The following is a 12,089-nucleotide window of genomic DNA, read 5'->3' on the forward strand; positions in this document are numbered from 1 at the left end:
ACGCCGCCCGCTGTCATAAATATGTCATATCCTGCCTCCCTTTGGCATCAGCTGCAAGCTCCGCCACGGGCAGGAAATCTCAAATCAAGGTGTCGAATGCTGCAATAAACCACCGCTCCGGATCATACGGATCTCTTTGGCGGCGCCGGTGCGATCATCAGTATTGATGAAGACACCTGAAAGGGTTGCTTCTCCGGTTGCCGGGGTAAAACGACTTTTCGGCATACCAGTAATAAAACGGCGCATGGGTTCAGCTTTCTCCATGCCAATAACCGAGTTGTAGTCACCACACATACCCGCGTCGGTCAAATACCCTGTACCGCCGTCCAGGATCTGTGCATCACCGGTTGGAACATGGGTATGGGTCCCCACCACCAAGGATGCCTTGCCATTGCAGAAATGACCCATCGCCATTTTCTCGGATGTGGCTTCGCAGTGCATATCCACGATCACCGCCTGTGCCAGCCCGCCGCGCGGATGTGCCTTGAGCACATTTTCGACAGCTGAAAACGGATCATCAAAGGCGCGTTTCATAAATACCTGCCCCAGGGCCTGCAGTACCAGAACCTTGCGCCCCCCCGGTGCATTAAACAACCGGTAGCCTTTGCCCGGTGCACCTTTGGCATAGTTCAAAGGCCGGATGATGCGCGGCTCTTTCTCGATGAACTGCAGCATGTCTTTTTGGTCAAAGGCATGGTCGCCCAGTGTCAGGCAATCAATGCCAGCGTCCAGCAACAGTTTGGCGTGATCGCTACTGAGGCCCATGCCGTTGCTGGTGTTTTCACCATTGACTACAACAAAATCGAGCCGCCATTCGTCACGCAGACGAGGCAGGTTTTCGGTGACAGCCTTGCGCCCAGCGCGGCCCATCACATCGCCTAAAAACAGAATTCTCATAAACCAGTCCTTAGGCTGTCGTGGGGGGCAAGGACAACCCCTTACAATCCCCGTCCTTAAATCACTGGTTTTTGTTGCTTTGTTTCCCTAGTTTTCAAAGGGAACCTCTGTCCTCTTGTTGCGCCGCGCATCTGCGCGGCGCCCGGCCCAACGGAAGGCTGTCCTCCGAAAGGAGGACAACGACGGGCGGGAGAGCCTCGTTCAGCGTGTAAACTGCAAGACCCGACTTTCGGTGATCACCATATCCAGCGGTTGATCTGTTGGTTCCAGCGGCAGTGCTTCGGCCTCTTGCGCATCAAAGGCAAAGCCAATGGCAAGCGTCGACCGTTTTGCCCGCAGACCTTCCAGAGTCCGGTCATAAAACCCTCCACCATAACCCAGGCGCCCACCCTGAGCATCAAAGGCCACCAGCGGTACAATCAGGATTTCGGGGTCAAAAAAGTCGTCCACTTCCGGAACCTTGGCACCAAACGGACCATCGCGCAGCGGCACATCGGGTATCCAGCGGCTAAACTTCAAGGGCAGACCTGCCCCTTGAATCACAGGGACCCCGACAGCTCCGTGTGCACTGGCTTCCGCCATCGCCGGGAGCGGGTCAATTTCAGTCCGGATTGGCATGTAACCAGACAAGGATACACCACGGTATCCCGCCAGCACCTCGGACAGATGCCCTGCCACCCCTGGTTTATGCATCCCAGAGGCTACTTTACGGCGTGCAAAGGCCGCCTTTCGCGCTTGATCTTTGATCGCGGCGAGATCTGCATTCGTCATAGCAATACCTTTGAAGCCAGTCCCAGGAAAATAAAGAATCCCATAACATCCGTTGTGGTGGTTACAAAAGTGCCAGAGGCCAGTGCCGGGTCAATACCCATCTTGTCCAGCGTCACTGGCACCACCGTTCCCGCAAAACCGGCAATAATCATATTAAACACCAGGGCTGTACCAATCACTGCCCCCAACATCGCAGACTCAAACCAAAGCATTCCAACCACACCCAGAACGGTCGCAAAACACAGCCCGTTCAACAGCCCGACCATCAACTCGCGCCGGATCACCCGCCAGACGTTTGATCCTGTCAGATCCTTTGTTGCCAGCGCCCGGACCGCCACAGTCAGCGATTGGGTTCCGGCATTGCCCCCCATCGAAGCCACAATGGGCATTAGGATTGCCAGTGACACCAATTCCGAAATCGTGGCCTCAAACTGCGAAATCACCAGCGAAGCGCAGATAGCAGTAAACAGATTCACGCCCAGCCAGGGCAGCCTTTTTTTCGAGGTCTCACCTACACTGTCAGACAGCGCGCTTTCCCCTACCCCGGCGAGGCGCAGAATGTCTTCTTCGTGTTCTTCGTCCAAAACCACCATGGCGTCGTCAATAGTGATAACGCCCACCAGCCGATCATCGGCGTCTACCACCGGTGCCGAAATCAAGTGGTACTGATTGAAGGCATAGGCGACGTCTTCTTCGTCCTGATCCGCAGGAATGATCTGAAACACTTCTTCCTGCAAGTCGACCAGCGGCACTTCTCGGCGCGCGCCCATCAATTTGCCCAGCGTCACATTTCCGATCGGCTTCATGCGCGGATCAATCAACACCACATGATAAAACTGCTCTGGCAGATCATCGGTTTCACGCAAGAAGTCGATTGTCTTGCCGACATTCCAGTGTTCAGGCGCCATCACAACCTCGCGCTGCATCAGACGCCCGGCTGAGTTTTCCGGGTAGGACAGCGACTGTTCAACCGCAACCCGATCAACGTCTTCCAGCACCTCGAGGATAGCTTCTTGTTGCGGTTCTTCCAGATCTTCGACCAGATCCACCACATCGTCTGTTTCCAGATCGCGCACCGCTTCGGCCAAAACCTGCGGGTTGAGGATCGGCAGCACTTCTTCGCGAACAGATTCTTCCAACTCGGTCAGGATCTCGCCGTCGAACTCGCGGCCGTAGAGCTGGATCAACAGGGCGCGGTCATGGGCGTTGATCTGTTCAAGCAGGTCAGCGATGTCAGCCGCGTGCAGAGGCTCCATCAGCTGGGTCAGTTGGTCCTTATCCTGCACATCAACTGCATAAAGAATTGCCGCAACGGCCTTGCGGTCCAACTCATAGGCATCATCACGGTGCAGGTCGCCGCTGTCCTGATCGCTGCCTGTGCTCATGGGCTGACCTCCGCTTGATTCATTGCAAACTAGAAGAAGCAGCTACCAGAAAACAATGACAATGGCATAATTTACTGTAACTGCGGCGGCGGCTATCCTGCAGAACGCAGTTTGGCAACAAAAGGACGGGTATCATGACCGCAGAAATTATCCTGAAAGGGCAAGTTCTGGCCTTTGATCGCTCTCCCTTTGGCGAAGGCGCACCACAGGACGCTGCAAAGGTGACTGAGGCTGTGGCGCTCCGGGATGGCAAAATCACGGGCACTGGAACATTGGAAGACATGCGCGCCTTGCAGCCCCGATCGGAAGTGGTGGATCACGGCTATAAACTGATTGCGGCAGGCTTTGTGGATGCCCATGTCCACTATCCGCAAACAGCGATGATCGCCAGCTGGGGCAAGCGGCTGATCGATTGGCTGAATTCGTATACCTTTCCGGAAGAGATGCGGTTTGGCGACCGCGCCTATGCGGACGAGATCGCCAATCGTTATCTTGACCTGACAGTTGCCAATGGCACCACCACGGTTTGCAGTTTCTGCACCATCCATCCCGAAAGCGTTGACGCAATTTTCACCGCTGCACAGGCGCGTGGTCAGCGTATTGTAGCGGGCAAGACCTGCATGGATCGCAACGCCCCCGAAGGGCTGCGTGACACGGCACAGTCAGGCTATGACGACAGCAAAGCCCTGCTGCAAAAGTGGCATGGGGTTGACCGTCTGTCTTATGCCATCACCCCGCGGTTCTCGCCGACCTCTACTCCAGAACAGCTACAGGCTATGGGGGCGCTTTGGGCCGAACACACCGATTGTCTGATGCAGACCCACCTGAGTGAGCAAACAGACGAAATCGAATGGGTCAGATCACTGTTTCCCCAAGCCCGCGACTATCTAGATACCTATGAGGAGTTTGGCCTGCTGGGCGCGCGTGGCCTGTACGGCCATGCGATCTACCTTGAAGACCGTGAACGTGACCGTCTGCGCGAACATGGCGCCTCTCTGATCCATTGCCCGACCTCTAATACCTTTATCGGGTCCGGCCTGTTTGACATGGCAGGCCTGATGGCCGAAGGCCACCGGATTGGACTGGCCACTGACACCGGCGGCGGATCATCATTTTCGATGTTGCGCACCATGGCGGCGGCCTATGAGGTTGGCCAGCTGCGCGGCACTCCATTGCACGCAGCGCAATTGATGTGGTTGGCGACCCAAGGGTCCGCCGCATCGCTGCGGATGGACGATAAGGTTGGCAACATCGCTGTCGGTATGGAGGCAGACCTAGTGGTACTGGATCTGGCCTCGACCCCAGCTATCTCCCAACGTTCAGAACGTGCCAGCGATCTGTGGGAAGCCATTTTCCCAACGATCATGATGGGCGATGACCGCGCGATCACCGAGGTCTGGATTGCTGGCAAGCAGGCCAGCTAGGCCTCATCAAAAGACAGCTCGATCGGCTGCGCATGAAGAATTCAGGCGCAGCCGATGTTCAGCAACCCGGTCGGGCCAGCACCATCACCCAAATATGGCCTGTGCCGCGCGCAAGCGCAAATTCACTGACTTGGGTGTTTAGCATATTTTTTCGGTGACCACGCGATTTGGTCCAGCTCTCCATGACCTGGGCCAAAGATCTCTGACCCGACGCGATATTTTCTGCAGCGGCGCACCAGCCATACCCGGCACGTGTCAACCGGGTCCCGATGGTTGAGCCATTGCTACCTGTATGAGAGAAAAAGCCGTTGCGTACCATGTCCTTTACATGGGCTTGGGCGGCCTTCTCCAGCTGTGTGGAATACTTCAGGTCTGCTGCATTGTGATCTGAACGAAGCGCGTTGATGCTGCGTGTCGCGGCGGTGCGATCCACATCTGCCGCAAATGCAGGCAATGCCCAAAGCAAAATGCCAATTGTCAGCACCAACACCTGTTTCATAGTTTCAGCCCTGCATCAGTTTTTGTGCAAGGGTGCCGTGGCGCTGCAGCAACTTCGGCAGGTCCAAAGTAGTGATCTCGCCGCTGCGCACGATCTGGCGGCCTTCGACAAACAGATGTTTCACCTGTGTTGGCCCTGAAAGCAACAAAGCGGCCGGATCCCAACTACCGCTTGAGGCCACGCCTGTGGTATCCCACATCGCAATGTCAGCTCGTTTTCCCGCAGCCAAGCGCCCACAATCAGGACGCCCCAAGATATCAGCGCCACCCCGCGTTGCGATTTCCAGCGCCTCATAACCACTCATCGCATCTGCCCCATTGGCAACACGCTGCAGCAACATGGTCTGGCGAGCCTCGCCGATCAGATTGGCTGAATCATTGCTGGCCGACCCATCCACACCCAGCCCAACTGGAACACCCGCATCACGCATCTGCCGTACGGGGGCGATGCCGCTGCCAAGACGGCAGTTGGAACAGGGGCAATGTGAAACACCGGTGCGGGTGCGCGCGAACAGATCAATTTCGGTCACGTCGAGTTTTACACAATGGGCGTGCCAGACATCATCACCAGTCCAGCCCAGATCTTCGGCGTATTGACCGGGACGGCAACCAAACTGCGCCTCGGAATAGGCGATATCTTCCTCGTTCTCAGCTAGGTGAGTGTGCAACATCACCCCTTTGTCACGGGCCAATAGAGCCGTATCGCGCATCAGCTCGCGGCTGACCGAAAACGGCGAACAAGGTGCCAGCCCTACCCGGCACATTGAACCCTCTGCCGGATCATGGAATGCATCCACCACCCGGATCATATCTTTCAAAATGGCCTCTTCCCGCTCGACCAGTGCATCCGGTGGCAAGCCACCATCACTTTCACCAATGCTCATAGCGCCCCGGGTGGGCTGAAAGCGCAAGCCGACCTCAGCAGCGGCATGAATGGTATCTTCCAGCCGCGAACCATTTGGGTAGAGATACAGATGATCAGAACTGAGCGTGCAGCCAGACAACGCCAGCTCAACCAGTCCCAGTTGCGCCGAAACGAACATCTCGTCCGGGCCAAAACGCCCCCAGATCGGGTAAAGCCGTTGCAGCCAGCCAAACAGCAATGCGTCCTGCGCTCCGGGCACCGCGCGAGTCAAGTTTTGATACAGATGATGGTGGGTATTGACCAAACCTGGCGTTACAACGCAGCCACGTCCGGAGACCACGTCGCCTGTCGTTTGCAAGCCCCGCCCAACGGCAGCGACAACACCATCGCGGATCAGCAGGTCGGCGCCCTGCAACACACGCGCCTCGTCATCCATAGTTAGGATAGTATCGGCGTTTTGAATCAGAATTTCAGGCATGGGCCCCTCACACTTCGTTTAGGCCCGCTTCGGTTCGAAGTGTGATATAGGCCGACAGAAGGGGCAAAGGACTCGGCGCTTGGCAAAACTAGCGCAGTGTCCGGATGTGCTCAAGCGTCTTTCAACAGTTCCAATGCAGCGGCGTGTATTTGCGCATTTGCGGCTGCCAAGGCCTGTCCGCCCTGATGTGCGGGACCGCCCTGCCAATTGGTGACAATGCCGCCCGCAGCCTGGATCACCGCTATTGGACCTTGGATATCATAAGCATTTAGCCCGGCCTCAATCACCAGATCCACCTGCCCGGCAGCAAGCAAGGCATAGGCATAACAATCCATGCCATAGCGGGTTAGCTTGACTTGCGCTGACACACGTTCAAAGCACGCACGTTCTTCAGCTGTGCCGACTTCGGGGAACGTGGTGAACAGGATCGCCTGTGCCAGATCTGTGGTTGCTCGCGTTTGCAGAGGGCTCCAGCCCAGGGGGCCGGTCATTTCAGCCACGTCTGGCGATCCGACAAACCGCTCGCCTGTGTAGGGTTGATCGACAATGCCCAAGAATGGGCCATCCGCATCGGACAGCGCTATCAGCACCCCCCAAGTTGGTGTGCCACTGATAAAACCGCGGGTGCCATCGATTGGATCCAGAACCCAAACACGCCCGGAGGTTCCAGTTTTCTGGCCAAACTCTTCGCCCCAAATGGCATCATTAGGACGATGGTTGGAGAGCACAGCGCGCATAGCAGTTTCAGCGGCGCGGTCGGCAATGGTTACGGGGTCAAAACCTTCACTCAGCTTATTCTCGGCACTTAGGTCGGAACTGCGGAAGTGAGGTAGAATTGCTTCACGGGCGGCATCCGCCAGCAAATGTGCAATCTCGAGATCAGAAAACGCGGTTGAGGTCATCCCCATCGGTTGCCACTCAACCGCATCTTTTGCAAGCCTAAAGGTAAGTCAATTTAGGCGACGTCACTTAGCACACGCGCAAGTTCAAACAGACGGCGGCGCTGGTTTTCCGGAATGGCATAATAGGACCGAACAAGATCGAGTGCCTCTTTGTCCCCCATCAGGTCTGCAGGCACTGACGTTTTATCGTCGCTGGCCTTATCTTCGCCATCCAGGCCTTCAAAGAAAAAGCTAACCGGAACAGTCAGTGAGTCAGCAATATCCCACAGGCGTGAGGCACTAACCCGATTGGCCCCAGTTTCATACTTCTGGATCTGCTGAAACTTAATACCAACCTGTTCAGCCAGTTGCTGCTGTGTCATTCCAGTCAGCCACCGGCGATGGCGGATACGCTTTCCTACATGCACGTCAACGGGATGAGCCATATGTCTCTCCTCTTATAGTTAAAAAGGTCTCATGTCCGGACTGCCAAAATCGAGCTAGAACCAAGCGCATGTTCACGTCACGCCGCCTCTAGCCCTTCCCCATCTAACATACCGAACCAACCACACCATTACTGTACGCCCTTCTTGGTTGAATTCAAGCCCATCGCCACCCGGTCTCCGGTGGCTTTATTCCAAATAACTGATTTAGCCTGTCTTTTTTTTCACGCATCTAGGGTAATTTGCCCCCCTCACTCCTCCCCAGAAATAGTGAGCTTGATTATTGTTGATTCTCATTTGACAGTATTTGGCAAAATCCGCTTAGTAGCGGAAATACAGGGTTTTTTAATATGCACGCCTATCATATGCCTACCTTTGATGCCCAACCCAGTTTGGTGCAAATTGACTGCCCTCCTCCACAGGAAGGTCAAATTCAGGTCCAGATATTCGCCTGTGGGTTGAATTTTGCAGATCTACTAATGCAAAAATCAACCTATCAGGACACACCGGAGCCGCCGTTCACTCTTGGAATGGAAATATCGGGGGTGGTTACTGCTTTGGGAGCGCAAGTTCGAGGATTTTCACTGGGTGACCGGGTCGCGGTGTTCTGCGGTCACGGTGGTTTGGCTGAGTTCGGTGTTTTTGACGCCCGGCACGCGATCAAAATTCCTGAAAAAATGAGTTTTGAAGACGCAGCCGCGTTTCAGATTTCATATGGTACTGGTCACGTAGCACTGCATCACTGTGCCAGATTGCAGCCCAATGAAACCCTGCTGGTTACTGGTGCAGCCGGAGGTGCCGGGCTAACCGCCGTTGAGATCGGCAAACAGATGGGCGCGCGCGTGATTGCACAGGCCCGCGGCAAGGAAAAACTGGCGATTGCGCAGGCTGCGGGTGCAGACCACCTGATCGATGCGGATGAAGACCTGCGCGAAGTGGTCAAATCCCTTGGCGGTGCGGATGTTGTCTATGACGTTGTGGGCGGGGATCTGTGGACAGCCGCCTTTCGCGCCACCAATCCGGGCGGACGCCTGTTGCCCATTGGCTTTGCCAGTGGCGACGTGCCACAGATCCCGGCCAACCATCTGCTTGTCAAGAACCTGACGGTGATTGGTGTTTACATCGGCGGGTATCTGAAGTCCCACCCTGAGATCATCCACGCCTCGATGTCATCTTTGCTTGAATGGTATGTTCAGGGACGGCTGACGCCACATATTAGTCATATCCTGCCGTTAGAGCAGGTGGCCGATGGTATGGAGTTGCTACGAAGCCGGAAATCCACCGGTAAGGTGGTGATCACGATGCCGGTTCACTCCACCTAAAAAGCCTAGGGCCTTAGGGGCAGGACCTTCGCCCCCTCGGTTCCTGATTTGGGACACCAATGCAAAAAGGCATCGCTGCCAACTGCCGCGCCAAAAATGCTGGGCAGTTGGCAAGACCTTATGCCGCATGCCATTGGGCAGGCGCCAAAGGCGTTGTCACACTGCTGAACGCTTGACGCAGATAGACCGACAGCTCTGCCACGATATGTGACCCGGTTGCTTCTGCCCCATAGAGGTTGATCTTTTGCACAGGAAGCTCCGGCAAGCTGCCACCATGATCGATCTGCACCAAATGCTGTGGCTCAGTTCCATCAATCATCGTTTGAACAGCCAGGTCGGCTGCAACCGTCACCTCAATGGTTCGGTCGCTTTCAGTCTCCACGACCATATCCCAGGCAATACCCGATTGCTCCAGCCGTTCGACCGCCTTGGGGCGGAATGTGCAGAACCGACAAAACGCCATTGGCAATGGCCGCTGCCGCCAGGCTGACCCACCCGGTGCACCAATCCAGCGTAGCGGACGCTCGGCCAGCGTTTCACTGTCATCGGTGCTGGTGCCCTCAGTGGTGAGGATCAGGTCGCAATCGCCTTTACTAAACTGCTCTTTCAACTGCCGGGTATTGCTGGCCACAAGTTGTACGCGCACCCGTGGATAGGCGGCATTGAACCGCTGCAGAACCTGTGGGATCGCTGGGTATACGATGTCATAAGGCACCCCCAGCATGATCTCGCCTTCATAAACCTGGTCTGTCAGCCGTCCGATCACTTCGTCATTCAGTGTGACCATCCGACGGGCATAGGCCAGCAACTGTTCCCCTGAGGCGGTCAGGGCAATGGTGCGTCCGGACCGGTCCAGCAGTTGGAGCCCCAAAAGTTCTTCCAGACGCTTCAACTGCATCGACACGGCAGATTGGGTCAAATGCAGGAAACCGGCCGCGCGTGTCACACCGCCGTTATCTGCCACTGCCATGAATGAACGCAGGGTGGTGATGTCGAGATTTCGCATTATCACAATCCTTGATGAGTGACTTCAAAAACATTCGTTTCCAATATCAATCATACTCAGCCATATACATCAATAGAATTGATCAGCAGATCGCAAAACATCAAGAACGCCGGAAAGGACAAGAACAATGACCTATATCACAAACAGCTGCGCCACCGCACCGAGCCGCCCCACTTTGATTGCAGGTCTGACTGCACGTCTGGCAGTCTGGAAACAACGCCGCGCCCTGAAGGCGCTGAACGACACTGCGCTGGAAGACATTGGTTTGACCCGAAGAGAAGCCAATCTTGAAGCGAAGCGCACATTTTGGGACGCTCCTGAAACTTGGCGCTGCTAAGCCCGGCTCAACGCAGTCTGGAAAGTAAAGAAATGGACGGGATGCCGAATAGGCCCCGTCCATTGACGTTTTTATGCAATATCCGCAACGAAATACTTGAAAACAAACCCCGTTCACCCGATATTTAGCGAGAGCGCAGCCGTAAGTGGCGATGCACGAGATTTTAGACGGAGACCATGACACATGGCACAATTTGACACCATTCGATCCGCTGCCGGTGCCCGCACCGCCGAGATCGATGCGGGCCTTCGCGCCCATATGAACAAAGTCTACGGCACAATGTCCGTTGGCATGTTCATCACGTTTATCGCCGCCTGGGCTATTGCAGGCTTGGCTGTCACCTCAGATCCGACAGGTGCAACTGCACAAATTGGTGCAGGTAAATTCCTGACCCCGCTAGGTAATGCGCTCTACATGACGCCGTTGAAATACGTGATCATGTTTGCTCCTCTGGCCTTCATCTTCTTTGGATTTGGCGCTGCCATGAACCGTATGTCCGCCGCTGGCGTGCAGACAATGTTCTATGTTTTTGCAACCCTGATGGGCCTGTCGATCAGCTCGATCTTCCTTGTGTTCACTGGTCAGTCGATCATTCAGGTCTTCTTGATCACCTCGATCGCCTTTGCTGGTCTGTCCTTGTATGGTTACACCACCAAGAAAGACCTGTCCGCCATGGGCACTTTCCTGATGATGGGTCTGATTGGTCTGTTTGTTGCGATGATCGTCAACATGTTCATGCAGTCGACCGCGATGATGTTTGCAATTTCGGCCATCGGCGTGCTGATCTTTGCCGGCCTGACTGCTTATGACACGCAGAAAGTCAAAACCACTTACCTTGAGCTGGCGCATTCCGGCGATCAGGAAATGCTGGGCAAGGCCGCCATCATGGGCGCCCTGAGCCTCTATCTGGACTTTATCAACATGTTCATGTTCCTGCTCCAGCTGTTTGGTAATCGCGAATAACCGCACCACCACATACCAAATTCAGCAAGGGGCGGATCACAGCGATCCGCCCCTTTGCGTTTATAAAAAGTGAGTTTTGTTATGAAGATCATTGATATCCCCGCCTCGGATGCTGCGCGCCTGGTCCCATTGTTGCAGGGCCTGCATGAACTGCATGTAACCCATCAACCCAAGCGCCATTCGACCAACCCCTGTGCAAACGAACTCGAGTCGTGGCTCGGCGAATGGTTGGCAGGTGAAGGCATGGTTGCATTGGGTGCCGAAAGCCCTCAGGGCAGTTTACTGGGATACCTGATCTACCAGATCGAGCGCCGCGAGGCCCTGCCTGTGCGTGACGCTGAAATACGGGCTGTGCTGCATCACATTGCGGTGCAGGAGACTTGGCAGCGGATGGGTATGGGTAGAGCGCTGATGAGTGAGATGAAGACCCGCGTGAGCGCACAGGATGTCAAAGTCATTTCCACCAGCTATGCGCCCTTTAACGCCGCCTCAGCTGCCTTGATGGCAGGCATGGGGTTGGAGCCCGTACTGACCGTGGCGGAGTGGCGGGCCTAATCCTGATTGCCCCGGCGGGACAGACGCCTTGGCTGCGCAACGTCATATTCCTACCTGAGCGTTCAATCGCAAAGAGCCAAAACCGCAGGCAGCATGTAATAGGCCGCCCCTTAGCCCTGCCCGTCTAACACCTGGGTATCAATCGACGGGGGAGCGAGAACCTGAGCGGGCAAAGTCGGCTGCCCAAATTGCATCGCCCCAAACAGCAGCATCAATGCGGCCAAACCCAAAACATTCATCACCTTGAGAACAAATTGCATGTAG

At 55.5% G+C, this 12,089-nt stretch carries 14 protein-coding genes; 5 read left to right on the top strand and 9 right to left on the bottom strand.

Going from position 1 to position 12,089, the window contains the following annotated elements; translation table 11 throughout:
• Window positions 1-84 precede the first annotated feature (84 nt).
• The 3 genes from GO984_RS14365 to mgtE all read right to left on the bottom strand — a co-directional run bounded on the left by GO984_RS14365 (window position 85) and on the right by mgtE (window position 3,053).
• Window positions 85-897 (bottom strand): TIGR00282 family metallophosphoesterase, encoded by an 813-nt coding sequence (locus tag GO984_RS14365; RefSeq protein WP_157023249.1) that lies wholly within the window; start codon window positions 895-897, stop codon window positions 85-87.
• A gap of 201 nt (window positions 898-1,098) precedes the next feature.
• A complete protein-coding gene (locus tag GO984_RS14370; RefSeq protein ID WP_157023251.1) occupies window positions 1,099-1,668 on the bottom strand; it encodes a 5-formyltetrahydrofolate cyclo-ligase in 570 nt (189 codons plus the stop codon).
• Window positions 1,665-3,053 carry a magnesium transporter gene (mgtE, locus tag GO984_RS14375; protein WP_157023253.1) on the bottom strand — a complete coding sequence of 463 codons (1,389 nt, stop codon included), beginning with the start codon at window positions 3,051-3,053 and terminating at the stop codon, window positions 1,665-1,667. The genes GO984_RS14370 and mgtE overlap by 4 nt, the downstream gene beginning before the upstream one ends.
• A 134-nt stretch (window positions 3,054-3,187) precedes the next feature.
• Between mgtE and guaD the strand changes: the two genes are divergently transcribed.
• Window positions 3,188-4,477 carry a guanine deaminase gene (gene guaD, locus GO984_RS14380; protein WP_157023255.1) on the top strand — a complete coding sequence of 430 codons (1,290 nt, stop codon included), beginning with the start codon at window positions 3,188-3,190 and terminating at the stop codon, window positions 4,475-4,477.
• A 58-nt stretch (window positions 4,478-4,535) separates the two neighbouring features.
• On the opposite strand, the gene GO984_RS14385 is transcribed toward guaD, so the two are convergent.
• The 4 genes from GO984_RS14385 to GO984_RS14400 all read right to left on the bottom strand — a co-directional run bounded on the left by GO984_RS14385 (window position 4,536) and on the right by GO984_RS14400 (window position 7,645).
• Window positions 4,536-4,976, bottom strand: a complete 441-nt coding sequence (locus tag GO984_RS14385) for a CAP domain-containing protein (protein ID WP_157023257.1) — start codon at window positions 4,974-4,976, stop codon at window positions 4,536-4,538.
• A gap of 4 nt (window positions 4,977-4,980) precedes the next feature.
• On the bottom strand, window positions 4,981-6,318 hold the full coding sequence (locus GO984_RS14390; protein WP_157023259.1) for an 8-oxoguanine deaminase: 1,338 nt from the start codon (window positions 6,316-6,318) through the stop codon (window positions 4,981-4,983).
• Window positions 6,319-6,428: 110 nt separating this feature from the next.
• Window positions 6,429-7,220 carry a histidinol-phosphatase gene (gene hisN / locus GO984_RS14395; protein WP_157023261.1) on the bottom strand — a complete coding sequence of 264 codons (792 nt, stop codon included), beginning with the start codon at window positions 7,218-7,220 and terminating at the stop codon, window positions 6,429-6,431.
• Window positions 7,221-7,273: 53 nt separating this feature from the next.
• A complete protein-coding gene (locus tag GO984_RS14400) occupies window positions 7,274-7,645 on the bottom strand; it encodes a helix-turn-helix domain-containing protein (RefSeq protein WP_138164838.1) in 372 nt (123 codons plus the stop codon).
• 347 nt (window positions 7,646-7,992) lie between these two features.
• Here GO984_RS14400 and GO984_RS14405 point away from each other — a divergent pair, with 347 nt between their 5' ends.
• The gene (locus GO984_RS14405; RefSeq protein WP_157023263.1) at window positions 7,993-8,964 is read left to right on the top strand and encodes an NADPH:quinone oxidoreductase family protein; all 972 of its coding nucleotides are present in this window, start codon (window positions 7,993-7,995) and stop codon (window positions 8,962-8,964) included.
• Window positions 8,965-9,082: 118 nt separating this feature from the next.
• Here GO984_RS14405 and GO984_RS14410 read toward each other — a convergent pair whose 3' ends face one another.
• A complete protein-coding gene (locus tag GO984_RS14410; RefSeq protein WP_157023265.1) occupies window positions 9,083-9,970 on the bottom strand; it encodes a LysR family transcriptional regulator in 888 nt (295 codons plus the stop codon).
• 127 nt (window positions 9,971-10,097) lie between these two features.
• Here GO984_RS14410 and GO984_RS14415 point away from each other — a divergent pair, with 127 nt between their 5' ends.
• From GO984_RS14415 to GO984_RS14425, 3 genes are all read left to right on the top strand, one after another.
• On the top strand, window positions 10,098-10,307 hold the full coding sequence (locus tag GO984_RS14415; protein ID WP_157023267.1) for a DUF1127 domain-containing protein: 210 nt from the start codon (window positions 10,098-10,100) through the stop codon (window positions 10,305-10,307).
• Window positions 10,308-10,490: 183 nt separating this feature from the next.
• Window positions 10,491-11,270: a Bax inhibitor-1/YccA family protein gene (locus GO984_RS14420; RefSeq protein ID WP_138164842.1), complete on the top strand. Its 780-nt coding sequence runs from the start codon at window positions 10,491-10,493 to the stop codon at window positions 11,268-11,270.
• Window positions 11,271-11,351: 81 nt separating this feature from the next.
• The gene (locus GO984_RS14425; protein WP_157023269.1) at window positions 11,352-11,825 is read left to right on the top strand and encodes a GNAT family N-acetyltransferase; all 474 of its coding nucleotides are present in this window, start codon (window positions 11,352-11,354) and stop codon (window positions 11,823-11,825) included.
• Between the two features lie 110 nt (window positions 11,826-11,935).
• Here GO984_RS14425 and GO984_RS14430 read toward each other — a convergent pair whose 3' ends face one another.
• The gene (locus tag GO984_RS14430) at window positions 11,936-12,085 is read right to left on the bottom strand and encodes a hypothetical protein (RefSeq protein ID WP_157023271.1); all 150 of its coding nucleotides are present in this window, start codon (window positions 12,083-12,085) and stop codon (window positions 11,936-11,938) included.
• Window positions 12,086-12,089 lie beyond the last annotated feature (4 nt).

It is taken from the genome of Parasedimentitalea huanghaiensis (assembly GCF_009753675.1).
In the GTDB taxonomy this organism is placed as follows: domain Bacteria; phylum Pseudomonadota; class Alphaproteobacteria; order Rhodobacterales; family Rhodobacteraceae; genus Parasedimentitalea; species Parasedimentitalea huanghaiensis.